Origin of the sequence: Cytobacillus stercorigallinarum (assembly GCF_014836495.1) — a bacterium.
GTDB lineage: Bacteria > Bacillota > Bacilli > Bacillales > Cytobacillaceae > Cytobacillus > Cytobacillus stercorigallinarum.
Genome location: NZ_JACSQT010000003.1, coordinates 203340 through 230060 on the forward strand (window position 1 = coordinate 203340; position 26721 = coordinate 230060).

At 35.3% G+C, this 26721-nt stretch carries 26 protein-coding genes and 1 pseudogene; 5 read left to right on the forward strand and 22 right to left on the reverse strand.

What is annotated here, in order from left to right:
- Positions 1–26: 26 nt before the first annotated feature.
- The 9 genes from H9655_RS09015 to H9655_RS09050 all read right to left on the reverse strand — a co-directional run bounded on the left by H9655_RS09015 (position 27) and on the right by H9655_RS09050 (position 3263).
- Positions 27–503, reverse strand: a complete 477-nt coding sequence (locus H9655_RS09015; RefSeq protein ID WP_191813146.1) for a DUF669 domain-containing protein — start codon at positions 501–503, stop codon at positions 27–29.
- Positions 503–1195 carry an AAA family ATPase gene (locus tag H9655_RS09020; RefSeq protein WP_191813148.1) on the reverse strand — a complete coding sequence of 231 codons (693 nt, stop codon included), beginning with the start codon at positions 1193–1195 and terminating at the stop codon, positions 503–505. The genes H9655_RS09015 and H9655_RS09020 overlap by 1 nt, the downstream gene beginning before the upstream one ends.
- Positions 1196–1636, reverse strand: coding sequence for a hypothetical protein (locus H9655_RS09025; RefSeq protein ID WP_191813150.1), 441 nt, complete (start codon positions 1634–1636; stop codon positions 1196–1198).
- A gap of 2 nt (positions 1637–1638) precedes the next feature.
- Complete coding sequence (locus H9655_RS09030; protein ID WP_191813152.1) at positions 1639–2187, reverse strand: host-nuclease inhibitor Gam family protein; 549 nt, start codon at positions 2185–2187, stop codon at positions 1639–1641.
- Complete coding sequence (locus H9655_RS09035) at positions 2120–2368, reverse strand: hypothetical protein (protein ID WP_191813154.1); 249 nt, start codon at positions 2366–2368, stop codon at positions 2120–2122. Before H9655_RS09035 ends, H9655_RS09030 begins: the two co-directional genes overlap by 68 nt.
- Positions 2369–2429: 61 nt before the next feature.
- Positions 2430–2552 carry a hypothetical protein gene (locus H9655_RS22660; protein WP_263600742.1) on the reverse strand — a complete coding sequence of 41 codons (123 nt, stop codon included), beginning with the start codon at positions 2550–2552 and terminating at the stop codon, positions 2430–2432.
- A 12-nt stretch (positions 2553–2564) separates the two neighbouring features.
- Positions 2565–2804, reverse strand: a complete 240-nt coding sequence (locus H9655_RS09040; protein ID WP_225230521.1) for a hypothetical protein — start codon at positions 2802–2804, stop codon at positions 2565–2567.
- A gap of 26 nt (positions 2805–2830) precedes the next feature.
- The gene (locus H9655_RS09045; protein WP_191813158.1) at positions 2831–3031 is read right to left on the reverse strand and encodes a hypothetical protein; all 201 of its coding nucleotides are present in this window, start codon (positions 3029–3031) and stop codon (positions 2831–2833) included.
- Positions 3024–3263: a helix-turn-helix transcriptional regulator gene (locus H9655_RS09050; RefSeq protein WP_191813159.1), complete on the reverse strand. Its 240-nt coding sequence runs from the start codon at positions 3261–3263 to the stop codon at positions 3024–3026. Before H9655_RS09050 ends, H9655_RS09045 begins: the two co-directional genes overlap by 8 nt.
- A gap of 199 nt (positions 3264–3462) precedes the next feature.
- Between H9655_RS09050 and H9655_RS09055 the strand changes: the two genes are divergently transcribed.
- Together H9655_RS09055 and H9655_RS09060 are read left to right on the forward strand one after the other, a co-directional pair.
- Complete coding sequence (locus tag H9655_RS09055) at positions 3463–4137, forward strand: LexA family protein (RefSeq protein WP_191813160.1); 675 nt, start codon at positions 3463–3465, stop codon at positions 4135–4137.
- A gap of 13 nt (positions 4138–4150) precedes the next feature.
- On the forward strand, positions 4151–5515 hold the full coding sequence (locus H9655_RS09060; protein WP_191813161.1) for a recombinase family protein: 1365 nt from the start codon (positions 4151–4153) through the stop codon (positions 5513–5515).
- Positions 5516–5549: 34 nt separating this feature from the next.
- Here the strand turns inward: H9655_RS09060 and H9655_RS09065 are convergent, their stop codons facing one another.
- From H9655_RS09065 to H9655_RS09080, 6 genes are all read right to left on the reverse strand, one after another.
- Positions 5550–6086: a hypothetical protein gene (locus tag H9655_RS09065; RefSeq protein WP_191813162.1), complete on the reverse strand. Its 537-nt coding sequence runs from the start codon at positions 6084–6086 to the stop codon at positions 5550–5552.
- An 83-nt stretch (positions 6087–6169) separates the two neighbouring features.
- A complete protein-coding gene (locus H9655_RS09070; RefSeq protein ID WP_191813163.1) occupies positions 6170–7009 on the reverse strand; it encodes a DegV family protein in 840 nt (279 codons plus the stop codon).
- A gap of 532 nt (positions 7010–7541) precedes the next feature.
- Complete coding sequence (locus H9655_RS22665) at positions 7542–7670, reverse strand: hypothetical protein (protein WP_263600743.1); 129 nt, start codon at positions 7668–7670, stop codon at positions 7542–7544.
- Between the two features lie 1018 nt (positions 7671–8688).
- Positions 8689–8814 (reverse strand): hypothetical protein, encoded by a 126-nt coding sequence (locus tag H9655_RS22670; protein ID WP_263600744.1) that lies wholly within the window; start codon positions 8812–8814, stop codon positions 8689–8691.
- 91 nt (positions 8815–8905) lie between these two features.
- A complete protein-coding gene (locus tag H9655_RS09075; RefSeq protein ID WP_191813164.1) occupies positions 8906–9589 on the reverse strand; it encodes a response regulator in 684 nt (227 codons plus the stop codon).
- Between the two features lie 72 nt (positions 9590–9661).
- Positions 9662–10804, reverse strand: coding sequence for a sensor histidine kinase (locus H9655_RS09080; protein WP_191813165.1), 1143 nt, complete (start codon positions 10802–10804; stop codon positions 9662–9664).
- Between the two features lie 340 nt (positions 10805–11144).
- Here H9655_RS09080 and H9655_RS09085 point away from each other — a divergent pair, with 340 nt between their 5' ends.
- Together H9655_RS09085 and H9655_RS09090 are read left to right on the forward strand one after the other, a co-directional pair.
- Complete coding sequence (locus H9655_RS09085) at positions 11145–11783, forward strand: YigZ family protein (protein WP_191813166.1); 639 nt, start codon at positions 11145–11147, stop codon at positions 11781–11783.
- 87 nt (positions 11784–11870) lie between these two features.
- Positions 11871–12977: an LCP family protein gene (locus H9655_RS09090; RefSeq protein WP_191813167.1), complete on the forward strand. Its 1107-nt coding sequence runs from the start codon at positions 11871–11873 to the stop codon at positions 12975–12977.
- A gap of 161 nt (positions 12978–13138) precedes the next feature.
- Here H9655_RS09090 and H9655_RS09095 read toward each other — a convergent pair whose 3' ends face one another.
- The 3 genes from H9655_RS09095 to H9655_RS09105 all read right to left on the reverse strand — a co-directional run bounded on the left by H9655_RS09095 (position 13139) and on the right by H9655_RS09105 (position 16248).
- A complete protein-coding gene (locus tag H9655_RS09095; RefSeq protein WP_191813168.1) occupies positions 13139–14188 on the reverse strand; it encodes an MraY family glycosyltransferase in 1050 nt (349 codons plus the stop codon).
- A 144-nt stretch (positions 14189–14332) separates the two neighbouring features.
- Positions 14333–15463, reverse strand: a complete 1131-nt coding sequence (locus H9655_RS09100) for a glycosyltransferase (RefSeq protein WP_225230522.1) — start codon at positions 15461–15463, stop codon at positions 14333–14335.
- Between the two features lie 53 nt (positions 15464–15516).
- A complete protein-coding gene (locus tag H9655_RS09105; RefSeq protein ID WP_191813170.1) occupies positions 15517–16248 on the reverse strand; it encodes a WecB/TagA/CpsF family glycosyltransferase in 732 nt (243 codons plus the stop codon).
- Between the two features lie 98 nt (positions 16249–16346).
- Here H9655_RS09105 and murJ point away from each other — a divergent pair, with 98 nt between their 5' ends.
- Positions 16347–17882: a murein biosynthesis integral membrane protein MurJ gene (gene murJ, locus H9655_RS09110; protein WP_191813171.1), complete on the forward strand. Its 1536-nt coding sequence runs from the start codon at positions 16347–16349 to the stop codon at positions 17880–17882.
- A gap of 61 nt (positions 17883–17943) precedes the next feature.
- Here the strand turns inward: murJ and H9655_RS09115 are convergent, their stop codons facing one another.
- The 4 genes and pseudogenes from H9655_RS09115 to H9655_RS09130 all read right to left on the reverse strand — a co-directional run bounded on the left by H9655_RS09115 (position 17944) and on the right by H9655_RS09130 (position 26472).
- A complete protein-coding gene (locus tag H9655_RS09115) occupies positions 17944–19242 on the reverse strand; it encodes an O-antigen ligase family protein (protein ID WP_191813172.1) in 1299 nt (432 codons plus the stop codon).
- Between the two features lie 148 nt (positions 19243–19390).
- Positions 19391–22009: a glucosaminidase domain-containing protein gene (locus H9655_RS09120; RefSeq protein WP_191813173.1), complete on the reverse strand. Its 2619-nt coding sequence runs from the start codon at positions 22007–22009 to the stop codon at positions 19391–19393.
- A gap of 298 nt (positions 22010–22307) precedes the next feature.
- Positions 22308–23495 (reverse strand): annotated as a pseudogene (locus tag H9655_RS09125) (CDP-glycerol glycerophosphotransferase family protein); the annotation flags it as partial.
- Between the two features lie 100 nt (positions 23496–23595).
- On the reverse strand, positions 23596–26472 hold the full coding sequence (locus H9655_RS09130; protein ID WP_191813175.1) for a CDP-glycerol glycerophosphotransferase family protein: 2877 nt from the start codon (positions 26470–26472) through the stop codon (positions 23596–23598).
- Positions 26473–26721: the final 249 nt, after the last annotated feature.

Consider the following 26721-nt stretch of genomic DNA (forward strand, 5'->3'; position numbering starts at 1 on the left):
AAAACCAACCTCTCTATTAAATTTTATTAGAACGGGATATCCTCATCGCTGATAGTAAAAGCACCTGGGCTCATTACTGGAGTTACATCTGATACGTCATAATATTTCGCTTTAGCTGCTGTACGTTTCTGTTTTTCTCCATCAACCACTTTTTCATATTCTTCATGCTTCACAGTGATTTTTAAATTCTTATTGATCAACTGATTCGCCATATCGTCTGCTGATTTAAATGGATGCCCATTAGGAAAACCACAAGCTTTTAATAGTGAATTGACAATTCGAACGGCAACTTCATGTTCAAATGTAAACGTGTTATATAAAATTTTTGCTCCTTGGTGGTTTTGCGGCACATCACTACGAATCTCAAAATCTATTTGCAATTTAGGTTTGCCACCTTGTGTAGTACCTGCCTCAGCATTTTGAATAACAGCTTCATATTTACCTTCTGCAACTAACTCAAATCCTGCACTTGCGTTTTCTTCATCGAATTTAAAAAATGACATTATTTATTTCCCCCTGTTGTTTGATTTGTGGATAAAACGATTAATTCCTCTTGTAGGCAGCCTTTGCGCTGATCTAAATGATTTTTTGCAAAGATACTTTGATTACCTTCGAGAATAAATCCTCTCGCACCATCTGCTTTTCTCACTAGTCGAGCAACCACATGGACTATCCCCATTACATGATTAACTATTTTATCTCGAATATCTGGTATGAATTGATTGTATTGTTGTCCATCGTCATGAGTGATACTTCTGCTAGTTTCCCAAGCAGTGTAGATGACATTTGCATCTAATCCATTGAAAGTTTCAACAACTTTAAGTAAATGGTTATCGAATAAAGCGTAGTGCTTTAATTCCGGCATTCCACTTTTTGTGTCTTCTCCTTTGTTCATCAACCAAAGTTTTTGATAATGTGTAAGATTGTCCACAAAGATATTGTCATAGTTTGATATATTTGCTTTTGCTAATGCGAAAAATTTTAAAATGCTTTGATGCGGATCATCTACATCGATTTTTGCAACATCAACATTTGCGTAACCTTCTAACACTTGGCTGGTACCATCGATATCTAGTACTAATGTCTTGCCTGGTAATTTACCAGCTACAGTTGTTTTGCCATCACCTGGCTTTGAGTAAACAATGATTTTTGCCTTTTTGCTTTTGGTAATTTGAGCACCGTTTGTGACTTCCAATTAGCTCACACCTTTCTTTTCATCCAATAATCCAATGTTATATGCTTTTTTTGCTGTTCTATGATCTACTAAATGACCCCCAACAGTATTTGCATAAGGTGATATTTTCTTTTTAGATGGGTCATAAAAACCTGTTTCCAATTCAGTTTTTGAAAAAGGAGCATCATATCTTAAAACTGGGAAATCTTTAAATTGCAGTTTTGCTCCTTTACCACGTTTCGCCCAGCTACAATATATACGTTTACCTTGAAGATAGATATCGTTACCTTCTCTATCCTTGTAATACCAATCATTTAGTTCAGGACCTATTTCACTAGCTCCACATTCATAACAATGATAAGGACCACATTGCACCATACCTACACCTACATCTACAAAATCAGCTTCCATTTCCGTCTTACAATAAGGGCATTCTTTGGTTGGTTCATCGTATGCGCCCATCTTTAGACCTCCACACTATACGAGATAGATTCAGGCTTAACCGTCACTCCAGGAATAAGTTGTCCATTTTCATCAACCACTGTTTTCTCCCCAGAGATTTCAACAATCTTTAAGTTCTTTTTGAGGTCCGCCCATTTCACGCTATTTTTGATATAATCGTCCATGTTATTTTCAATAACATGTTGCAGGATTTCTTCTTCATTAGCCTTCTCAGGAGCTTCCTTAGACTTCCTAGTCTTAGATTTCCCATAAGGTGTAGTAATTGTTTTTGCCTTAGGATCACTTTCTAATTGCTTAGCATGATAAACAGATATCATATTTTCGAAAAACTCAACACTTCCTTCAATTGTGGATAGCTCCCCGCGCTCCCATAGTGCAATACGATCACGTTCAACATTTGCTAATTGCTTGATTTCCTTTTCCTTAGATTTAAGAGCTGCAAGTTTACGGAATGCCCAGTTAAGGCTATTTAAATCACTGATTTCAAAAGGTGTTTCTTGTGATTGGATTTCTTCCACTTCCATCATTTCGATTTGTTGTAATTGGTTCATTATTCATTTCCTCCTTATCTCTAAATACATAATCTAAATATTCATATGTCTCCACGAGGTCATCAAAGAGATTGCTGCCGCCAATTGCTTGATGATATTGCTCAAGAATTTTATAAAACGGCTCTAATTTATCAACCTGTGGACTGAAAACAGTACGACTTTTTGAATCAAAGTAAGGCATTTACTAAACCTCCAGTTGCTTTTTTGAATAACCTTTTATAAACTGAAGATGACTATTAAACTTATTTTTGACCTGTTGTTGGCGCAACGGGTCTTTTATTTTGATTTCTAACAAATGCTCTATGGATTGCCATGTAACGGTCCGCGTGATTCATTTCATTCCATGCTTTAGTACTGATTTTCATATACTCACCTCCTTAAAATTCAACTTCGATTTTCACTTTCAATGGAATAATTTGTGATAAAATAATTTCTTTAACTCCAATGCTTACTTGTTCTTTAATAAATTCTTGTGCTTCATCCAAAGTCTCAAAGCAGCTTACTTTGCTAAACATTCCTGATTGGGGATTGATATTTACTAGGTAATTTTGATTTTCCAAACTCACTATGCTCACCTCTTTTAAGTTAGAACTCATTTCGTTCATCAAATTTTGCATGATAGATAAAAAGGAAACAGTTACACTCAATTTTTATCAATATAAGTTAACTGTGTTCTAAGCTTTCCATTACTTCTTTTTATTACTTTTCTTTCATACCCCTCGTCAGAAATGACATTTTGCACAATATCCCATGAGCCTATACTATTGAATAATTCAGCTATAGGTGGTGAAACATTAATCTTGTGTCCATCTAATTCAAGGTTTAGTATCTCAAAATTAGTCATTAGGTCTCACAACTTCTTCACTATATCTACTTAAAGTAGAGTCATGGTTAAAAAAAATATAATCATAACTTAACTCTAGGATATTACATATTTTTTTTGCATCTCTGATTGTAACCACCTCAGGGTCTTTTTCCATTTTCATATAAGTGTGCACGTGAACACCTAATCGTTTAGCGATGTCCTTTTGAGTAAATCCTTTTATTAATCTAGCTTGTCTTAATGTTAAATTCATCTACATCACCTCACTTTTTTTATCCTGTACGCATATAATAATCTACTCAAAGTAGAATGTCAATAACTGTTCATATAGGAAATTGTACTTAAAAGTAGTATTTTCGCTCTCAAAGTAGATATTTTTCGACAAAACATTGAAAAGAATCTACTTTTAGTTTATTATATATTTAATAAAATCTTGTGAACGGGTGATAAAAATGTCAATCGGTAGGAATATAAAAAAATTAAGAGAGAAGCATGACCTATCTCAAAGAGAACTTGGCGAAATAGCAGGCGTTTCTGATAAAGCTGTATCTAGTTGGGAAAAAGAAACCAAAGAACCTCGTATGGGGGCTATTCAAAAAATCGCAGACCATTTTGGTATTTTAAAAAGTGATATTATCGAAGGACCACAAATAAAAGGGAAATTTGTCAATGAGAAGGTATATCCTTACACTACTAAAAATAAAATTTCTGATGGGTGCAGACAGGTTCCTCTTTTAGGAAGGATTTCTGCTGGTTTGCCAATTGAAATGATACCAGTTCAAGAAATGATTAATGTCCCTATTGAAATAACAGATCAATATCCTGAAGCTTTTTTGTTACAAGTCACTGGAGATAGTATGAATAAGGTCGTTCCTTCAGGCGCACTAGCTTTAATAGACCCTACAATTGAAGTAAAGAATGGTGAGATTGCTGCCGTTAGTGTTAACGGTTATGACGCAACATTGAAAAGGTTCTATAAGTTCCAAGATGGTATAGCATTGGAACCTGAGAGTTATAATCCTGAAAATACTACTCAGTTCTATAGTTCCGAAGAACAAGAACATAGTCCTATTTATATTAAAGGAAGGCTTGTTTGGTACATGGCTCCTTTAAATATAAAACTCTAGAAGGTGATGAACTTTGAAAAATGCAGCGATATATATAAGAGTCAGTACCCAAGAACAAGTAGAGAATTATAGTATTGAAGTACAGAAAGAACGCTTAGAAGCGTTTTGTAAAGCAAAAGGGCTAAATGTTTATAACACCTACATAGATGGTGGTTTCTCAGGTGCAACATTAAATAGACCCGCTTTGAAAAGTATGCTTAATGACATTAAAGAAATAGATACAGTTATTGTTTACAAACTTGACCGTTTATCTAGATCACAAAAAGATACTTTAGAATTAATTGAAGAATATTTTCTTAAGAACAAAGTCGACTTCATCTCCATAACAGAAACTTTAGACACATCAACTCCTTTTGGTAAAGCAATGATTGGGATATTATCTGTATTTGCTCAACTAGAAAGAGAGACAATCGCAGAGCGTATGAGAATGGGGCATATAAAGAGAGCAGAAAATGGATTGAGGGGCATGGGTGGCGATTATGACCCAGCTGGTTATTTTAGAAAAGATGGAGCTTTACATGTAAATGAAGAAGAAGCTAAACATGTTAAAAGAGCCTTTGACCTTTACGAACAATATCATTCTATAACGAAAATTCAAGAACGGTTAAAAGAAGAAGGATATAAAGTATGGAGGTTTAGAAGGTACCGAGATATATTAGCTAATAAACTATACATTGGATATGTAAGTTTCGCTGGAAAACATTACAAAGGACAACATACTCCTTTTATAGAAGAAGAGCAATTTTATAGAGTCCAAGACCTTTTAGAACGGCATAAAGGTCATAACGCACATAAAGCAAAGAAAGCATTACTTGTGGGTCTCATTACTTGTGATAAGTGCGGTGAAAATTATGTATCGTATTCTACAAGTTCAAGAGCAACTCGAAGTTATGGGAGAATTTATTATTATTACACTTGTAGAGCTAGGCGTTTCCCAAGTGAGTACGAAGAAAAATGCGCCAATAAAAATTGGAATAGACAAAAGCTAGAGCAAATGGTTTTAAACGAAATGAAAAAAATCATTGTTAATAAAAATAATGATAAAGGTCCAGTTAATAAAATAAATTACGATAAACTAATAAAAGAAGTTGATCTAAAACTTGAAAGGATTTTAGAGTTATATTCAACTAATACAAACATAAGTCCTGATATCTTAGAAAAACAAGTTGAAAAAATAAATCTAGAAAAAGAAAAATTACTTGAAAAGAAGTTGAAGCAAGCAAAAGAGAATGAACCTAATAAAGTGCTTGATAAAATTAATAAACTGGTTATTAATTTTGACGAAATGAGCTTTTCCGATAAACAAGCTATAGTTAACTCTTTGATAGAAAACATTACTGTTAATGAAAATGACGTCAGTATAGATTGGCGTTTTTAATTAAATTATTTTTTTAGTATTCATTACGGGCTATTCATACCGCCCAAACAAGGTACTCCTTTTTGTTTTTGATGGCTTCGACTACTGCTGTGGATGCTTGTTGCTGTCCAGTAGAAAGCGTCCCATCCCATTTTAACGGTTGTTCGACTATTAGAGTGCTCGGGCTTGGTCCACTCCAATGAAAAAGTGGTGTACAAGCAGACACTCTTCCCATCATCAAGCAGTTGCGACAATAATGGCACTGCTCATTTCCACAACGAGCACAAGGATATGTGGCTAGATGATCACTACTGCCACAGCGAGCACATTTGATTTTTCTGCCGTCTTTTATAAAGGGTCGTCGAAGCGTAATATAACCTGCGTTCACATGGGTGAATAATTCTTCTACAGGGTGAGGGATTTCATCTAGCAGTAATTGTTTGCCGAATAGGAATGTCTGGATTTGTGGATTAAAAGGGAATGTAGGGTTGGGATTGTGATGAGGAATGTTCGGAAGTTCTGTAATCGTGTGAGAAGCTGAGTCGTGGTGAAATGCGGGGGTGAGTAGGTGACCTTTCATGAGTATTCGCATATGGACTCCTTTCTTTGCTACAAAAAGGAGTTATTTCAGCAGGGTTTGGTTTTGTCTGCGATAATAACTCCTTAGTAGATGTATTATTTTTTTACCCAGCCAAGACCCATGGAGCCTTCGCCGAGATGTGTACCAATAACTGCCCCAAAATAGCTAATACCAAAGGTGACATTCGGGAATTGTGCTTCTAATTCTTCCTTCCATTTCTGCGCTTCTTCATAACGGTTTGCATGAATAATAGAGGCTTCATAAGCTTCTCCATCCGCCGCATCTTCCGCTAGCAAGTCAACGATCCGTTTCATTGCTTTTTTACGGGTACGGATTTTTTCGAATGGCACGATGAGCTTATTTTCAAAATGAAGCAATGGCTTCACTTGGAGAAGGCTACCTAAAATTGCTTGTGCACTTGATAAGCGGCCACCTCTTTGTAGATGTGACAGATCATCAACCATGAAATATGCACGAATGGATTGTTTCATTTCATTCAGTTTGTCCATAATTTCTGCTGGTGACTTCCCATCAGCTGCCATTTCAGCTGCTTTGACGACATAGAAACCTTGTACTCGTGCGCTAATCTCTGAGTCAAAAGGGTATACGGTAATGCCTTCAACCATATTACCGGCAGAGACTGCCCCTTGATAGGTGCCACTAATCCCGCTTGATAAGTGGATGGAGATGATGGCATCATAGTCTTGTTTTAACGTTTCAAACAATGTAACAAAATCACCTACAGATGGCTGCGATGTTTTCGGCAAATCCTTATGTTTGACTTCTTCATAAAAACTTTCTGCTGTGATTTCAATTTCTTCTTTATATGATTCATTGCCAAATATCACACTCAGCGGGATCATGTGTATATTCAGCTTTTCTCTCAATTCTTGTGGGATATAAGATGTACTATCCGTTACTACGGCCGTTTTCATAAATAGAGTAACTCCTTCTCTTTTTTCTCTACTATATGTTCTGTTACCATTCTATATGAAAGTAAAAAAAAATGCATTAAGTTTAGAGAGGTTTAAGGGGAAATCTTTTTCTTTCGTGGGCTTGGGGCGGTGCTCGCTTTTTTGTGGAACGGGATAGAGATGGGTGGACGTTCGTTTGCGGAGTTTGGTTTTGTGAGGGTCTCAGGGTGTGGTTTTAATTTTTGTTATAATGGGCTGGGTAGGGGTTTTACTCGAGGGATGGGGTTCTTACCTTTACGACTGTATCAGATCGTGTACTTTGGTTGAGGCTGGTTATTTTTTCTTTTGCGGTTTTCTGAGCTGGGGATTTTTTTGAGACTGGCGATTTTTTTTGCGATGTTCTTTGCTCGATTCCTTTTCTTTCTTCAGAGAAATCACTTTTTACAACGTCTCGGGCTCAAGAGTGACCTAAGAAACCTTTGAGTTTTTTTCTAGTTCGGCTAATCAACTAGATTTTAATAAATTTAGTAGTTCTTATCAAAGGGACCACTATTTATCTATGTTTTTTTGCGTTGCTTATAACTTCTTCTCTTCTTTTATTTGCTTTGTTTTCTGGTCTTGCGTTGCTTATATTTTCTTTCCTTCTTCTATTTGCTTTGTTTTCTACTTTTGCGTTGCTCATATCTCCCTCTCTTCTTCTATTTGCTTCGATTTACGCTTTTGCGTTGCTCATATCTTACTCTCTTCTTCTATTTGCTTTGTTTTCCGCTTTTGCGTTGCTCATATCTTACCCTCTCCTTCTATTTGCTTTGTTTTCCGCTTTTGCGTTGCTTATATCTTACTCTCTTCTTCTATTTGCTTCGATTTACGCTTTTGCGTTGCTCATATCTTACCCTCTCCTTCTATTTGCTTCGATTTACGCTTTTGCGTTGCTCATATCTTACTCTCTTCTTCTATTTGCTTCGATTTCTGCTTTTGCGTTGCTCATATCTTACTCTCTTCTTCTATTTGCTTCGATTTACGCTTTTTTGCTTTGCTCATATCCCCCTCTCTTCTTCTATTTGCTTCGATTTCTACTTTTGCGTTGCTCATATCCTCTTCTCTCCTTCTATTTGCTTCGATTTACGCTTTTGCGTTGCTCATATCCCCCTCTCTTCTTCTATTTGCTTCGATTTCTACTTTTGCGTTGCTCATATCCTCCTCTCTTCTTCTATTTGCTTCGATTTACGCTTTTGCGTTGCTCATATCCTCCTCTCTCCTTCTATTTGCTTCGATTTCTACTTTTGCGTTGCTCATATCTTACTCTCTTCTTCTATTTGCTTCGATTTCTACTTTTGCGTTGCTCATATCCTACTCTCTTCTTCTATTTGCTTCGATTTACGCTTTTGCGTTGCTTATATCTCCCTCTCTTCTTCTATTTGCTTCGATTTCTGCTTTTGCGTTGCTCATATCTTACTCTCTTCTTTTATTTGCTTCGATTTCTGCTTTTGCGTTGCTTATATCTTCCCCTCTTCTTCTATTTGCTTCGATTTCCGCTTTTGCGTTGCTCATATCTTACTCTCTTCTTCCATTTGCTTCGATTTCTACTTTTGCATTGCTCATATCTCCCTTTCTTCTTCTATTTGCTACGATTTCTACTTTTGCGTTGCTCATATCTTACTCTCTTCTTCTATTTGCTTCGATTTCCGCTTTTGCGTTGCTCATATCCCCCTCTCTTCTTCCATTTGCTTCGATTTTGCTTTTACATCACTTATATCTTTCCCTCCTCCTCCATTCAAATAATCCATTACAACCTTTTTTCTATATTCACTTGAGAACTTAACCAAACTAAAAACCCCCTAAGTGGACTCTTTAGTCCAACTTAAGGGGGGCACTTCACATGTGGAGTGTTTCTTTCATATGTATCAACAGCTGGGATTAGCGAACTTCTACCCAACCGTTTTTGATGGCTACGACAACCGCTTGTGTACGGTCATTGACGTTCATTTTTTGTAGAATGTTACTTACATGGTTTTTGACTGTTTTTTCACTAATATATAGTGCTTCACCGATGCCGCGGTTACTTTTTCCGTCTGCAAGGAGTTGTAGTACTTCACATTCGCGACGTGTAAGTAAATGGAGCGGACGACGGATTTCAATTTGTCCGTAAGCGCCTGTTGTACCAGTTCCTTCTGAAGCAAGGCGACGGTATTCGTTAACAAGGTTGTGCGTTACTTTCGGATGAAGGTAAGAACCACCTTCTGCAACTACTTTTACAGCCTCAACTAATGCATCTGCATCCATTTCTTTAAGCAGGTAACCACTTGCTCCCGTTTTTAAAGCGTGCGTTACATAGTTTTCATCATCATGGATTGAAAGAATGATTACTTTAGAATCTGGATATTTCTCTACTAATTGACGCGTTGCTTCAACACCATTAATATTCGGCATGTTAATATCCATGATAATTACGTCTGGTTGATATTCTTCAACGAGTCTGATCGCTTCGTCGCCATCGTCACCTTCTGCTACCACGTTAAATGTTTTTTCAAAATCAAGAATACGTTTTACGCCCTCTCGGAAAAGTTGATGGTCGTCAATAATTACTATTTTAGTATTCAAGTTCTTCCCCTCCCAATCTTCAACTGTTTTATATCTATCATGATGTTTGACCAGTTTCAAAATCATCAATTATTATTTCATATAAGGTACTTGAATGATAATAATTGTGCCTTTACCAATATTGGAATCTATCGAAAGCTGGCCCTCCAGAAGTTCAACTCTTTCTCTCATGCCGATAATACCAAAGGATTGTGCTTTTTTCTCATTAATATCAAAGCCTTTACCATTATCTCTAATTACGACTGCTATTCGATCATTATTAATCTCAGTTTTAACAATAATCTCATCTGCATAAGCATGCTTCATTGCATTTTGCACAGCTTCTTGAATGAGTCGGAAGAGCGCCACTTCATATTGACTTGGTAAACGGACTTCTTTACCGACATTCATGAAAGTAATTTTGGTCGAATTATGATATTCTTCGATTGTTTGTAGATACTTCTTTAGTGTAGGAACAAGACCTAAGTCATCTAAAGCCATTGGTCTCAAGTCATAAATAATTCTACGGACCTCATATAAAGCACTTCTGACCATTTTCTTTAAATTTCTTATTTCCTCCATGGCCTCATCTGTGCCACGCTCTTTATATACACGTTCAATTAAATCAGAGCGCATCATCACATTCGCCATCATTTGCGCTGGACCGTCATGTATTTCACGTGAGAGCCTTTTACGCTCTTCTTCTTGCGCCTCAATGATTTGTAAGCCAAATTCTTGTTTCATCTTCGCATCTTCAAGCATCTCACCCATTTGCTTGATGTCACTCATCAAGTAGTTCATGACAACAGTAATTTGGGAGATTAAGTGCTCGGCACGCTCAATCGTATCACTAACGCCCACTAATCTTCTTTCAATGTCGTCTCTACGGTCCCGAAGCTGCTTTTCCATTTGTCGATTCATCGATAAATCCATTTGTAATTGATGGGCTTTTTCATATGCATCACGTACTTGCGCTTCCGTGTAATCTTTGAAATGCATACTGACTTCAGATAATCGTTTACGCGCAAAACGTGTTTGACTTTCTAAACGGTCGCCTTCATCAATGACTTTAATAACCATTACCTTTACATCTTTCAGCTCTTCGGTTAAAGTCTCATAATCTTTTCGACATTGCTCACCAATCCGGAAAATTTCATTCTTACTCGTGCTGACCGTTTCTATCATTTTTTCTAAAATTAAATCGAGCGACTTCGTATCAAACTTTTTTATACTCATTCGCGATTCCTCCAAGGGTATAACCCTGTTGCTGCTATTCCTTATTTTACCTTGAAAAGCGGTATTCGACCATGTGTAGCGGCAGAAAATAATACCATTTGACACAAAATTCGATAAATAGTCGCACGCTTGAAAATTATTTATATGTCATATATCCTAATTTTATGTTAAAAAAAGAGGATTATTAGCAATTTCTATTAGTTATCCTCAGATATAAACTTATTATATCACTTCAACGATTCGACAATATTAAAGTTTGTTTACAATCTATTAATATTTATGTTTTCCGAAGATTGTCGAATTATAATAGGAAGAGACTTGCAGGAAGGAGCGGATATTTTTGCTTCCACAATATCATACCGTCAAAGGTTACGGGGAACATGAAATTATTATACAAAAATCAAGATTTATTGCATATATTGACCGAGCAGAAACAGAAGAAGAAGCGCAAGAATTTATTCAAAAAATAAAGAAGCAAAACTGGAATGCCACGCATAATTGCTCTGCTTATTTAATTGGTGAGCATGATTTAATTCAGAAAGCTAACGATGATGGTGAACCGAGTGGAACAGCTGGTGTACCGATGCTTGAAGTGTTAAAAAAGAGACAATTAAAGGATACTGTTGTGGTAGTCACCCGTTACTTTGGTGGCATTAAGCTTGGGGCTGGCGGTTTAATTCGCGCTTACGGTAAAGCGACATCCGAAGGTTTACTTGCTACAGGTATTGTTGAAAGAAAGCTAATGCGCATTATGCATACAAAAGTGGATTACACGTTTCTTGGAAAACTTGAAAATGAATTACGAAGTTCAATTTATCCAATAAAAGAAATCCATTATGCCGATCTGGTTGAAATTGAAACTTATGTAAAAGACGACGAAACCACAAATTTCAATGACTGGATGATTGAATTAACAAATGGACAAGCAGAAATAACAGAAGGCGACGTGTTATATTTAGAATCGACAATTTCTGAGTAAATATTTTACGTATATGCTAATCCATTGTAAAATAAACATTAACTATGTAAAGAAACGATAAATTTTTAATAATAAAGGAGCAATCATATGTCTTATGATGGTCGCAATGCCCAAAAGGTGAGTAGACGTAAAGTGAAGCGCAGAAGACGTGTTTTCGCATTTATCCTTCTTCCTCTACTAGTCCTTGCCCTAAGTGCCACAGCCTACGGTGCCTATCTCTATAATAAAGCAGAAACAGCGATGAACAGCACATATAACCCACTAGAAAGAGAAACCAAGCGAGATGTCGCTGTACAACCTGATGTTGATAACTTTTCACTACTCATTATTGGAGTCGATGATAGTAGTAAGCGGGGTTTTAGTAATTCAGCGCGTTCAGATGCATTAATGGTTGCAACATTTAATAAGGAATCGAAATCTATTAAACTATTAAGCATCCCCCGAGATTCTTATGTACAGATTCCTAAGCTTGGTTATCAAGACAAAATCACCCATGCTCACGCTCACGGCGGACCACTCACTTCTATTGAAACGGTTGAGCAGCTACTCGATATTCCCATTGATTTTTACTTAAAGTTAAATTTTGATGCATTCATTGAGATCATTGATGCACTAGGTGGAATTGAAGTAGAAGTACCTTATGCCTTATCTGAGCAAGACTCTAATGACAAGGCCGGGGCTATTCAATTAGAAGAGGGCTTGCAAACATTAAATGGTGAAGAAGCATTAGCTCTAGCACGAACGAGAAAGCAAGATAATGACATTATGCGCGGGCAAAGACAACAAGAAATCGTGAAAGCGATGATGAAAAAAGCCGTATCAGTTGATGCTATTTCAAAATACGGAAATGTCATCGAAGCAGTTGGAAACAATATGGAGACAGACCTTTCCTTCGACCAAATGAAATCACTTATTAGTTATGCGACTTCTAGTGGCATGACACCAGATATTGAAACGCTCAATCTCAAAGGTCAAGATATGTACTTACCAAACTCTAATGGTAATCGCGTGTACTATTATCAAATTGATGATACTGGATTACAGGAAGTTATTTCAGAACTACAAAGCCATCTTGATTTAGGGACTACAAACCTCGGACAAAATGAATCTACTAATCCGACAAATGGCGAGGGTTCAACAGGTGGCGAAATTTCTTCTGAATCAAGTGAAGCTGGTTACAATAGCGGATATTAATAGAATTATTCTTTATAAAACCCCCAAACAGTATATTTTGTTTGGGGGTTTTATTTATTTGAAGCTAGAATACGGGTTGTATATCATGGCCCTCCCTCTTAACAACTGTCTGCAAACCTCTTAATCTACAAAAAAAACTAACCAAATTGGTTAGTTTTTTATCAATTGCCTTTTCCTTTGAGTCTTTTTAAGAGTGGCTGGTAGTCTTTGCCGAGTAGACCGATCAGTTCGGCAAATAGTTCGAGCATGACAAGGACAACGGCTATTAGTAAGATGGCTCCCCATACTTTTGCTTGAGAGAAGATAATGGCAATCATGCCAAATGTGGCTGCCATCGCATAAATTAATAAGACTGTTTGGCGATGGGTAAAGCCTGCATTCAATAAGCAATGATGGAGATGTGATTTATCTGGCGCTGATATTGGTTGTTTGTTTAAAATCCTTCTAAATATCGCAAAAATCGTATCTGATAATGGGACACCTAATATTAAAATCGGGATAATAAACGAGATCACTGTTACATTTTTAAAACCGAGTAATGACAAGACAGCGATCATATATCCTAAAAAGAGAGCCCCTGTATCGCCCATAAATATTTTCGCTGGATGAAAGTTAAAGACAAGGAATCCTAGTGTAGCTACCATTAACAAAGAAGCCATAGCAATTACATACGTATTCCCCATAAATATTGCCATCCCAGCAATCGTAAATAGCGCAATCGATGATACTCCTGCTGCTAATCCGTCTAGGCCATCAATTAAGTTAATTGCATTGGTCACACCAACAATCCATAAGATTGTAATCGGGATAGCAAAATAACCAAAGTCGATTCGATTATCGCCAAAGAATGGGTTGTTAATAAACTCCACTTCAACATTTCCCCAAAAGACGACGATTAATGCAGCAGCAATTTGCCCTAGCAATTTATACTTAGCAGGTAATTGATATTTATCATCTAACATACCTATTACGACGATAATAAACGCACCGACCATAATCGGGATATGCACTTCTTTATTTGGTGAGAAAATCAGCACACCAAGCATGAAGCTTAAATAGATCGCTAAACCACCCAATCGAGGCATCACTTTTTCATGGACTTTGCGATTATTTGGTTTATCTGTTGCTCCTATCTTAAAGGCTAGTCGTTTTACCAGCGGTGTTAAAAGAACGGAGCATATAAAACATAATATTAAGGTCAAATAAATCATAAAGACCCTCCTTATGGATAGCATGCCCCGCTTTCACACTTGGAACCAGGCATAATTTACAAATTCGTACAATTGTATATCGAACCTATTATATCACAGTTGTACCATTTAAAAAGGTACTTTTTTTGACAAAATCCGCAATATTTATGTCCAATTTTTGTAGGCGTCCATCACATTTTCCCGAAAATGCTCCACACTAAACCACCTTGATGCATGTTTATATAGATTTTCACCAATTTTTTTTAAGGAACCTACATAATGGGCATTTATCGCCTCTTCAATTGCTTGAGTTAAGGCATCCACATCTTTCACCGGGACAAGCCAGCCATACTCTTTCGATGGAATCAATTCACAGACTCCACCAACATCGGTCGAAATCACTGGCTTTTTCGCCCTGGCTGCCTCTAATAAGACAATTGGGAAATTCTCACTTAATGATGATAATAGATGGAGATCCGAAATTTGTAATAAGGCATCAATATCCTGTCTATATCCTAGAAATTTTATTTTTTTTCCTAATCCTTTGTTGTTCACAAAAGCTTTTAATTCTTGTTCTAAAAAGCCATCTCCTATTAAAAGCAGTTTGACTTGAGGTGCTTTAGCCATGACACGGCTGATGGCTTCTAAAGCAATACGATGGCCCTTTACAGGTGTAAGTCTTGCCACCATAGCAATGACAAAATCATTCGCTTCTAGTTCCAATTCTTTACGTTCAAGGGTGCAAGACTGCATCTGTCTATTAAAATCGATGCCATTGAAAATAGTCTTCACTTTACTCCCTTCCACACCATGTGAAAGCAAGAGCTCTTTCGAACGATTAGAAATGGCGAAATAATAATCTGGGTGCTTCAAAAGCCATAAATGTAAACTAGTGAAGGCTTTTCCTTTCAAGCCCTGATTAAGAAAATCATCATAGGGATTGCTATGTAATGTTGTCACCCACTTACAATCTCGGTAGGATTTTTTTAGCAAGTAACCGTAAAGATTTGCTCGTGCACCATGTGTATGAATCATCGTCATTTGCTCAGATTTTATATATTTCTTTAAACGCTGAATGACTGATAGATCATATCTTTTTTTCGTAGCGAAAAGTTTTACGCGAATCCCCCGCTGTAATGCTTTCTGATAAATCGGCCCAGGTTCAAAAATCCCTAGCGTAAAAACAGAAGGGTCACTATCCTCTAATAAATCAAGAATATGTGTCATGCCACCACCTGTATCATTCCCTGCATTTAAATGGAGTACTTTCATCGTTGATATTCCATCCTTCTTCATAGTATCAGACGGAACAGCTTAGAAAATAGTTGCAGATTCTAGGAATTTTTACTTCAATCTCGCTTTCTGGATTGCCGTACTTGCTGCACAAATTGAGGTAAAACAAGCATCCTTCTCCAACGAGAGGGCTGCTTCAATAGACGGTAAAACCACTCTAACTTAAGGTTTTGCCAAAATTCAGGCGCTCGTTTCATTTCACCAGAAATAATGTCAATCGTGCCACCAACCCCAATAAACAACCCTTTAGAGAAGCGATGATAATTGGTGGTGATCCATTCTTCCTGACGTGGAAAGCCTAAAGCAACCAAGACAATATCTGGCGCTAAAGATGCTACTTCTTCAGCCACTTTCCCATCTGCCCAATCAAAATAACCATTATGTCTGCCGACAAGGTTAATTCCCGGATAATCTTTTGCTATATTTTCAGCTGCTCTTTTATTTACTTGTTCCCTTCCTCCGAGCAGATATACATGCCAGCCTTTTTTATTTCCTTCTTCTAGTAAGGCCATTGTTAAATCAAAGCCTGTTACACGCTCTGTTATCGGCTTTTTAAGCATATTAGCTGCAAGTAGAATGCCATTACCATCAGGCACTACGTAATGAGCAGACTGAATGATCTTTTGATAATCCTTATTTTCTTTGGCATACATAACGATTTCCGGGTTCGCTGTCACGACAAATGTTTTTTCTTGCTTGTCTATATGATTGGTTAAAATGGATTCCATTTCTGCAAAGCTTGTATTAATAAAAGGAACCCCAAGTATATTTACGTAATCATGACTCATTCTATAACCTCAATCTTTATCTTAATGGTCGGTGTTTTAGTTTACACCGTTCTGATTATACTAATAATAAAAAGCACTTTTCCTTAAGGAGATTCATGATGAAAAAACAGCTTATCCAAGCTGCGGGACTCATAACAGGTATTGCAATCATTAGTAAGGTTCTAGGTTTTGTAAGAGAATTGCTTATGGCCTCCTATTTCGGTACGTCAACAGTGGCTGATGCTTACTTTGTAGCATCCATTATCCCTGTTTTATTATTCTCAGCAGTTGGCATGTCGATTACAACAGGGATCATCCCTCTATATGCTGAATTAAAAAAACGACATTCACTAGAAGCACGAAACGTAGTAGGGGTACTTACGACTTTATTCCTCATAGTAGCATTAGTGATTACTATCATCGCCATTCTAATCACCCCTATCGTTACCCAATGGATGGCACCAGGGTTTACCAAAGAACAATGGCATGTCACAAATGTATTAACGATAATCATGCTTCCAAGCTTCTGCTTCTATGTTTTATCTGCCGTTTCAACTGGCATTTTAGAATACGAAAAAGAATTCGCACCACCAGCGATGGGAGCCATTCCGCAAAACATTCTAATTATCATTAGTATTGTCGTACTCTCACAGTTCTATGGAATATATGGTGTAGCCATTGCCACTTTATTAGGAGCCATTAGTCAATTTCTTGTACAATACCCATTTATAAAGAAGTATAAAGTAATTCGACTTAATTTTCATTTTAAAACCTATTCTCCATTCATTAAAAGAACCTTTTTTTCTTTTATGCCATTAATTATGACGTCCATTGCTTTTCAGTTTAATACAGTCATTGATCGTTTTTTTGCATCTGGATTGGTAGATGGAAGTGTTTCGGCCTTAAACTATGCGAACAAGCTGATGTTTTTGCCGTTAAGTATCATTCTCCTATCCTTTATCACTGTGTTGTTTCCATCCATTATTGATACGGCTGCAGAGAATAAGAAAGAGCTTATTCCACTGATTATTAGCGGTATGACGATTATTAGCTTAGTAGGCATACCTATTAGTGCTGTCATGTTAATAGAAAGTCGGACATTGATTGAAGTAGCTTATGAGAGAGGCGCATTCAATACGGAGGCAACTCGTTTAACGACCATTGCTTTTTTCTTTTATACAATTGGTATGATCGCAATCGCATTAAAGGAATTTTTAAATCGTTCTTTTATTGCCTTACAAAATGAGAAAATGACCATGATAGCTGCACTCGTCTCTATTATCGTCAATATCATTTTTAGTTTGATTTTAACACCGTTAATGGGCATTGGTGGTGTAGCCTTGGCTACTTCTATCAGCATGGTCTCTCAGACCGTTGTTTTGCTGTATTTTTTACGGAAGGATTTAGGCATACCGAGACAAGAGATGAAGGAATTATTGTTTTCCCAAGGGAAAGTACTCGCGATGTTCTTACTCGTAACTGGCGTTCTTTTTGGCTTACATAAGCTCTATCATACCTACTTACCAGCACTACTGTCATTATCAGTGACAACCATCATTGCCATCATTGCCACCATACTAGTGGCTACATTATTAAGAATATCTGAAATGGAAAAGTTCGCTGAATGGACTAGGACACTGAAGAGAAGGACGTAACAGATTCAATCAAACGTTTGTTTTAAAAATGCGTTCATTCGAAATTGGCAGCTGAGAACTCTTAGTTCAGAGAATTCTCAGCTTGCACGTATTGGATCCTACACGTCAACCAAGCCATCAATACAGCTAAATATATACTCACACCAGGCGCTGTTAATACATGCCCAGCGATAAAAGCAATCCCAAGACCTAGCGCTATTCCAGTGAGTACTAAAATAACCTCTAATTCCATCATTTGCTTCCTATTTTGAAATACTTGTTTAATCAATTGCCAAAGCATATAGATAAAGGGCAGCAAATATAAACTAAACCCTATGATTCCTAATGAATAGAATAAGTCTAAAAAATCCATCTCAATCGTTTTCGCTTCATCCGTAAAGTTGCCACCATAACCCATGCCAAAAAGTTTTTGCATCCATGGTGCCGCTTGAAAATAAGCCTGATAATCTTCCCAATAAGTTTCGCGACCGCTATAGATGATGTTATCCTGTTGTGCACTTGTCATCACTGGCGTTTCGCCTTCTTCTTTTGAAACACCTAGCCAATCAAGTTGTAGCTCCATGTTATGGGCAACTGGGGTATAAGGTGTCAAAAGAATAAAAACAACAAACAAAATGCTAAGCGTAACGAATTTGAATGTTTGAATGTATTCTCTTTTTACCAAACGAAGAACAATAGAAGTACAGATCCCGATAAGCAATGTAATCAAAATCGCCCCATAACCTACTTTCGTCCCCAAAGCGAGCAACCCATACATTACCATGAGTAATCCTACCATCAGCCACCATGAGCCTTTTAAGGCAAAATATAATACAACTGGTAAACCCATAGCCAAAATGGCGCCAATCTCATTACCAGCATAAAACCAGCCAACATGGCCACTTTTCCAATAATCATAACTAGCAAATGCAGTATTAGAAAGCCCCGCTACCGTCATTATTGCCCCTGTCAAAATCACCGCTAACATCAAATAAAAGAGTGGAGAAATCCTAAACCCTCTGCGAAAAACCACGAGAAAGAATAAAAAACAGCCAACAAAATAAACATTTTTTAATAGCCATTTCAACTCAGGTCCCCACATAAAAACAGGTTTCATCGTAAACTGAACTCCAATCGATAACACAACAAACAAGCAAAACAACAACAAATACCCTAAAATCACGGGCTTTCTTACATAAGATGCAAATAACAAGTAAACACATATAAATAATAAGAAACCAAAACGCATCGCTAAACCAAGCGTAAATGCCTGATCATTCAAACGAATAGACAAAGATGTAAGCACATCAATCACCGGCTGCAATAACAAAAAAACCATAATCAGCCACAACATCCGATTTCCCTTTTCAATCCTCAGCATAAATAAACAACCCTTTGGTGGAATTTTTATGGTTTTAGTATGTGAGGAAATTGGGAATTTACTATAGAGGTACAAAAAAAGTGCTTCTGAAATTGATTTTCTATTAGAAAAATGAAAAAAACCGAGGAAAAATCCCTCGGTATAGTCATTATTTGAATTGCTGTAGTAAATCATAAGAAGAAGTAAAAACTTTTGCTTGTTTTGCATTTGTAAAGGTTAAATAGTCACCGTAAATCCAGCCCTGTTTACCATTAACTGAAATGCGATACCAAGTTGTATCATAAGGATAGCTGCCATTAGATTTTACATCCGTGTTATATCCTAATACAATCACTTGAGTTGAAACTTTTAATGAGCCCAGGACATTACTATTATTATTCACATAAGGGAACGATCTCCAATTTGCATTGGTGTTAATTGTTGCCGTAGTACCAGCCGGCATGTTTTTAACAACATCTGATGGATATGGCTTGCCTGCTGGAATATCCCTGCTCCAATTACCTGATGGTACAGGACCATTACTCGTTATAACATTTGTAGAAGAGTAGTACTTCGCATCATACGGCTGTAAATCTTCCATTAACCGAGCAATCTTATTTTGCCAATCTTTATCCGTTGCATATTTCACATTCATGCCAACTAGATCTGGCCCATTGTACCATTTACCATTAGGCGTTAAATAATCCGATTTCACTTGGTACGCTACATTACTAATACTATCTTCTACACTATCAAAATAGTAACCGCAAGTGAACGGACAAACATCATACGCCCCGTATCCATATAAGTTATTTTTATAATCGAATAAGTTGGATTTCTTTCCCCAACCAGTCTCTAAAATGGTATGTGCTACTAAGTAAGTTGCATTTACCCCATATTTATTTTGGACATTAATAAACTCTTGAGCATAATCCTTTAACTTACTATCCCCATGACCTTTACGATCAAATAGCGCTTTGATCTCCTGTACAGTCAGCTTTGCTGGTTTTCTTAAATCAAGATTGAGATAACCTGGTTTTTCAGTGCTGAGGTCATCTTTGTGGATGTAGCCTGTATATTTCTTCCCATTTACATATACAGTTGCTTTGTACCAGTTTGAAGTAAAGGTATTAACTTTTAATAAATGTCCACTATTGTATGACTTTATAACTTTAGCTGACTTAGAAGCTGATGTATAGACGTGAACTTTGTCAATTGCAGCATAAAGTGAAACTAACTTAGGGGTTGATGTGCTGTTTTCGACATCTTCGTGTTTAATAAAACCAGCGCGTTTCTTACCATTTACATATACATTGGTGGAATACCAACCATCAATAAATGTAGAATACTGCAGGATACTACCTAATGAATATTCTTTTAGTGCAGATGCATTATTTGACGCATTGCTATACACTTTAGTTGGCGCTTTTAGGCCCACACCAATATGACTGACTTTATTCTCTGTTGGAATTCTTATATCATTAGCATTAATGTAACCCTTTTGAGATTTTCCATTAACATATACATTTGTTTGATACCAACCAGTAACAAACTTTTTAAACATCAGGGTATTACCCTGGCTATATGATTTAAGCACTTTAGAACCGGTTGAAGTTTTTTGATACACTTTTGTAGGGGAGGCCATTCCTATACCACTGATAACTGTTTCATCAGTTGATCCTACTTCAATATCACTAGCCCTTATATATCCTTTTTTCGCAACTCCATTTACATATACCGTCGCTAAGTACCAACCAGAAGTAAAAGCTCTAAACTGTAGAAAAGATCCACTTGAATAGGATTTAATTACTTTTGAACCGTCTGCAGCCTTTTCATACACATTTGTTTTATTAGATTTCGCAATACCCGTTACTAAAGTATTTTCTTTTATTGTTTCTACATCATTTTTTTTGATAAAAGATTCTACCTTAATTCCATTAATATATACACCTGTTCTATACCAGTTAGAATTATAGTGTTCATAATATAAAATGCTACCTTGAGAGTAACGCTTTAATGACTTGGCATTTTGACTGGCAGAGTCATATACATAAGTCGGTTCTTTTAAGGCTAACCCTTGAACTAGTTTGTTGGTTGTAGAACTGAAGGTTGATAACCGGCTTTGTATATTAATATTATCAGCCTTTGTGTTTTTTTCATTAACAGATTGATCAATATTTGTTTGTGAATCTTCTTCTAATATACTACCTTCTGCCTCTAACTCAGCTTCTTCTTCAAGAATAGGTTCTTCACTATCCTTTATTAAATCATCATCAATACTATTCTCAATATCCTCTTCAGGAGTATCCTTAGAATTCAAATCAGGATTTTCTGGGGTTTCTATTTCTGGAGAATCCTCAGAAGAATTTTCTGGAGTTTCTATTTCTGGAGCACCCGTAGAATCGTCTACCCCATCTAAACGATTAATACGATAAATGTCAGCTTCTTCTTCCTTTACTAAATACTGATTTTGTACATAACCAATATTATTCACACTTGAAATCAGATTTGATTCATTTAGTAGTTCGATTTTAGAAAATTCCTCTTCCTGTTCTAAAATTCTAACTTTGGTATCATCATCAATTTGAATACTAACCTCTGACTCAACTTCAGGCTTTTCATAAACATTTACTTGAGCTCCAACTGATTCTCCAAAAATAAAACCGTAAACTAAATCTTCACCTATAGTATTTTCTTGCGCCTTTGCTATGTATTGAAAGTTAACAACACCATTAAATGTTAATAACAAAATCATCATTAACATAGCCAACTTGCGAACACTTTTCAACTTCTGTTTCCCCCACATATAAAGATTACACAGACTAAAATAACATCCTATTGTCATTTATCTACTAAGCTGATTTAGTTATATTAAACTGTAAAAATATGAAATTATCTCCGTTAAACACCTCCTAAATTCCCCAAAATATGATTAACTAACTTAATCAATTACAATAACAACTATTATATCGACAAAAATCATTGTCTTTTAATCTAATTTGGGTATTTTATTAGATCATGAAATAATCTATAACAATAAAAAACAAACCCCAAAATTTTTAGGGTTTGTTTTAATGCATTACTTTTTAGCGCTTAAAAACTTCCATTACTACTTGCCTACTTGAAGTCCCTTTCTCTAAATAACAAAATCGATTAAAGAACGGTTCAAAACTTTCATCTAACATCTTACCTTCTTCAATTAATCGAATTTCCTTTAACACTTCAGAAGTTGTTTTAACTAACGGGCCTGGTGCTTCTTTTTCGAAATCAAAATAGAACCCTCTTAACTGATCCCTATAGTTATCTATATCATAGGTAAAGAATATCATTGGACGTTTCAAGTTTCCATAATCAAAAAACACGGATGAATAATCCGTAATCAAGATATCTGATATGAGATATAGCTCTCTTATATCCTCATAACTGGATACATCTTTTGCAAATCCTTCATACATAGATAAATCCATATTTTCCGCAATTAAATAATGCATCCGCATTAATATAATGTACTGATTACCTAATTCTTTTTTCATTTTTTCTAAATCTAATTTTAAGTTAAATTTATATTTACCCACACTATAATATTCATTATCTCTCCAAGTCGGTGCATATAAAATAACTTTCTTGTTAGGCGGTATTTTTAATTTTTCTTTTATGCCATTAATAACTGCTTCATTTCCATTATTTAAGAGTAAAAAATCATTTCTTGGATAGCCAGATTCGATCATATCTTTATCAAATCCAAATGCGCTTCTAAAAATATCTGTTGAATACCGATTTGGAGAGATTAAATAATCCCACTTTCCAGATTCATTTAAGAAATTTCGCTTATAACGATCCGTGTCAGTTCCAGGCATATGCACTTCTTCCATATCAGCAGCAAGTTTTTTTAACGGTGTACCGTGCCATGTCTGTAAATATATTGTATTCTTAGGTTTCGGAATCCATGAAGGTGTTCTACTATTAAACACCCAATATTTAGCCCTCGCCATTTTAAAGAGCCACTGTATAGAAAAACGGTTTATTGTTTTAACTCCTTTGTTTTGAAACGAAGCCGAGTATCTAGGATCAACGCTCCAATACATTTCATAATCGGGATAATTTGCTTCTAGATACTCGTATATCGAACGAGGATTACAACTAAACTGTTTACCCAAAAAACTTTCAAAAATGATTAGGTTATTCTTCTTAGGTAATAAACCAACTATTTTAAAAGCTAATTGATAAGCCTTTTTTATCCAACGGTGTCTTTTAACCTTTGTTAACAACTTCCTAATCACTGAATCTTCCTCCCAAACAAACTAGATGGGGAATTTTTTTATCTTATTTATTTTTTAAATATTCATTAATACCTATTTAAGACCCATCTCTTTACTATTTTCTTAAATGGTTAATGCAATTAAAAATTCTTTCATTATTATTTTTATCTAACACCGAAAATATATCAGATTTCCGTGTCATTATATCAGGCCTTTCTTTAAAATCCCTTAATACTGCCTCTTCAATTTTATTGACTAATTCTTCATGTGAAGAAACAATATCTCCTAGAAAAGTTTCTTCTATTGGTCTTAGTATGCCATTTGCAAAAAATAAATCGGAATCAAAGTGAAAATAGATTACGGGCTTACCTAAGAAAGTAAAATCAAAGGAAACTGAAGAGTAATCTGTAACCATTATTGAATTTTCTTTCAAAAGCTCCTGAACACTTTTTTCTCCAAATTCTACAAGTTTAATCCTATTGTTATTCATAGGAACATGATCCTTAATATATTGTTGCATTCTATAATGAGGATAGAAATTCAATCTTAAATTATATTTTTCAAGCACTAATGATAATTCTTGCGATTGAATAAATCCCATGTATTTTTCAAAGTAACTTGATTGGATTAAATTATCTTCACTATTAATCCATTCTCTCCATGTAGGAATAAGTAAGATTTCTCTTTTTGGGTGATGATTCTCTTGTAATTTATCGAATCTAGCCAACCCAGTAACTACCACTTCGTCTTCATTATATCCAAACTGCTCAATAACCATATCCTTCTCTGCCTGAGACGATACAATGAATAAATCAAAAGGGTACTCATAGTAAACCTTATGATATGGAACATTTTTTCTACCTAAAACACCATGCTGCAAAAAGATTTTTTTTGCTTTTCTATAGTTTTCATATTTTATTCCTTTAAAAGGAAGAATATAATCCAAATCATGAGTACCAATAAATGCACTTGCCTGTAAGCTCTTTTTAATGTGTTCAATGCTACCTATTTCTAGGACGTTACCGAATGCTGAAACTTTCTCTATATCAGGGGATTTTCCATCAATTACATAATAAACCTGCAACTCAGGAAAGTGATTACGGCAGTACTCAAAAAATCTATAGCCATTATCCTGAGCAGTATCAGGCCTTTCCCCAACAAGCCATATTTCATTACTTTGGGGCGTTTTAGAAATAGTCTTCATTTCTTTATAGATCTTATTTTCAAAAATAAAGCTTTCAAATTTAATATTACCTTTCGGAGTAGTAGTTAAGTTATACTCATACGTTTGAGTATCATCTTCTGAAATAAAATCAAGAAATACTTTATCTTTGTGATACGTATACTCTCTTAATCCTAATTTCACTTTCCGAAAAATCGATTCTCCTTCTAATATCAAATAAAAGTCTATTATCTCTTTAAATTCATCCACAATTGATTTGAACTCACTTATCGGAATGGAGACGATGAAGTCTCTCTCATTTTTAACCGAGGCCTCATATCTGATAGCCTCCATATTTCTTCTATTAATTAATTCAATATAAGGGTGATATTGTATATTTTCTCTAACGAACTCCGATTCGAAATATATTTGTCCTTCTAAATAAAAATGATGATCTTTCATATAGAACTTGCTAACAAATTTGTTCAACCTTGCACGAGAATATACTAACGAAAGCTTATTATACCTCGTACCGTAGAATTCAAAGAAATAACAATCCCTTTGATTCTCAAAAATATAAGTTGTCGAATTTTTAATTTTATTTATGACATTATTAATAATCCGAAAATCAATATATTGTGATTCAATTGTTTCAACACCAATAAATAAATCCCATCTTCTTGGTCTATCAAGTGCATCATAACCTAATATTGAATAATCCAATTTGGTATATATCATTAAAACGTCTTCTTTTACTTCTTTATCCATTTTAATGCTAGTAAATTCATTTGTATCCCTTTGCCTTAAACGTAAGAATATATCTGACTCGCTCTCGTTAAAGATTTCTATCTTATCTTTTGTAAATTCCAGAGTTACAGTTACTATGTTCTGTTCTCTTTTAAAGTAAATATTATTAGGTCGGATAGATAAATACCTTGTATGAGCGTATATTTTTCCGTTGATTACTTTAGTACGAAAATGCATCGTTTCACGATGGGTAGGGAGAAAAAATTCAACAGTATTTTCTTTCGCTTTTTCATTTCGCACGTACATAGGAAAGCGAAAACTTTGTGTATCATGATTAACTGTAATAAAAAACTTCCATTTTCCTTTTATAGAAAAAGAAGTGTTTTCCAGTATAATATTTGCTGTGTATTGGTTTCCATTTATACTCATCGGTGTTTTTACACTATATCCGTTAGGTCTTCTTATTTCCAAGAAAAATTGTTCTTTTAATATTTCTTCATCCAGGAAGTTCAAATAAATAGAGCCACTTAATTTAATGATCTTCTCTTCATAACGAATCGATTCAATTGTATTGGGTATATCGTATATAGATTCCATTTCTCCATTTAGATAACTTATTTTGAAGAAAACTCGATTGTGCCTATCCCATCTAAGTAAGAATAGATGGGAATTACTTAAAAAGTACTGAAAATCTTTGTGAACGAAACAATCCGAAAACCTTACCCTGATTTTTTTCTTTCCTATCAATAATGAAACATGGTAGGTTCGCTTATTGGGTGGTAACAAAATATCACTTTTGGATATAATAAATTCAATGACATTTGACTGTTTCTCTTGATTAATACCTTCTATTTGTTGGAATACTTCACCATCTTTTGTATGAAAGAGAAGTTTTATGTTTTTATGATTAGCTAACTTATTTTCAACTTTTATTTTAAAAACAATTTTTGAGTCATCATCTTTTATGTCCATTAATTCACCATAACTCAGTAAATTATTGATAATATACTCTTTTGTCTTTTGCTTTTCAGTTTTTAATTTACGACTAACTTTTCTTTTAACTTTTTTCGCAAAGTCAAACATGTTTTTCGTGTTTATTGTAAAAACCTTCTTTCAGTAAACATTTAAAAATACTCCATTTTTATCTAATAGCAATTTTAGACGAATATTAAATGCTATTCAACAATTACTTAATTAATTAACATTTGCCACTTCTATGTAATACTTACTAATACTTGATAAAAAAATTTATATATCATAAAATAAAATAATGAGTATCATCTATAGAAAATATTATCAAACCATATAAAGTTTATGTCAAATACTCGGAGG

Bases quoted from the DNA above. Each gene is read 5' to 3' on its own strand.
- H9655_RS09015 (WP_191813146.1), bottom strand. From the start codon at position 503: ATGTCATTTTTTAAATTCGATGAAGAAAACGCAAGTGCAGGATTTGAG.
- H9655_RS09025 (WP_191813150.1), bottom strand. From the start codon at position 1,636: ATGGGCGCATACGATGAACCAACCAAAGAATGCCCTTATTGTAAGACG.
- H9655_RS09030 (WP_191813152.1), bottom strand. From the start codon at position 2,187: ATGAACCAATTACAACAAATCGAAATGATGGAAGTGGAAGAAATCCAA.
- H9655_RS09035 (WP_191813154.1), bottom strand. From the start codon at position 2,368: ATGCCTTACTTTGATTCAAAAAGTCGTACTGTTTTCAGTCCACAGGTT.
- H9655_RS22660 (WP_263600742.1), bottom strand. From the start codon at position 2,552: ATGAAAATCAGTACTAAAGCATGGAATGAAATGAATCACGCGGACCGT.
- H9655_RS09040 (WP_225230521.1), bottom strand. From the start codon at position 2,804: ATGCAAAATTTGATGAACGAAATGAGTTCTAACTTAAAAGAGGTGAGC.
- H9655_RS09045 (WP_191813158.1), bottom strand. From the start codon at position 3,031: ATGACTAATTTTGAGATACTAAACCTTGAATTAGATGGACACAAGATT.
- H9655_RS09050 (WP_191813159.1), bottom strand. From the start codon at position 3,263: ATGAATTTAACATTAAGACAAGCTAGATTAATAAAAGGATTTACTCAA.
- H9655_RS09055 (WP_191813160.1), top strand. From the start codon at position 3,463: ATGTCAATCGGTAGGAATATAAAAAAATTAAGAGAGAAGCATGACCTA.
- H9655_RS09065 (WP_191813162.1), bottom strand. From the start codon at position 6,086: ATGCGAATACTCATGAAAGGTCACCTACTCACCCCCGCATTTCACCAC.
- H9655_RS09070 (WP_191813163.1), bottom strand. From the start codon at position 7,009: ATGAAAACGGCCGTAGTAACGGATAGTACATCTTATATCCCACAAGAA.
- H9655_RS22665 (WP_263600743.1), bottom strand. From the start codon at position 7,670: ATGAGCAACGCAAAAGTAGAAAACAAAGCAAATAGAAGAAGGAAAGAA.
- H9655_RS09080 (WP_191813165.1), bottom strand. From the start codon at position 10,804: ATGAGTATAAAAAAGTTTGATACGAAGTCGCTCGATTTAATTTTAGAA.
- H9655_RS09090 (WP_191813167.1), top strand. From the start codon at position 11,871: ATGTCTTATGATGGTCGCAATGCCCAAAAGGTGAGTAGACGTAAAGTG.
- H9655_RS09095 (WP_191813168.1), bottom strand. From the start codon at position 14,188: ATGATTTATTTGACCTTAATATTATGTTTTATATGCTCCGTTCTTTTA.
- H9655_RS09100 (WP_225230522.1), bottom strand. From the start codon at position 15,463: ATGAAGAAGGATGGAATATCAACGATGAAAGTACTCCATTTAAATGCA.
- H9655_RS09105 (WP_191813170.1), bottom strand. From the start codon at position 16,248: ATGAGTCATGATTACGTAAATATACTTGGGGTTCCTTTTATTAATACA.
- murJ (WP_191813171.1), top strand. From the start codon at position 16,347: ATGAAAAAACAGCTTATCCAAGCTGCGGGACTCATAACAGGTATTGCA.
- H9655_RS09115 (WP_191813172.1), bottom strand. From the start codon at position 19,242: ATGCTGAGGATTGAAAAGGGAAATCGGATGTTGTGGCTGATTATGGTT.
- H9655_RS09130 (WP_191813175.1), bottom strand. From the start codon at position 26,472: ATGTTTGACTTTGCGAAAAAAGTTAAAAGAAAAGTTAGTCGTAAATTA.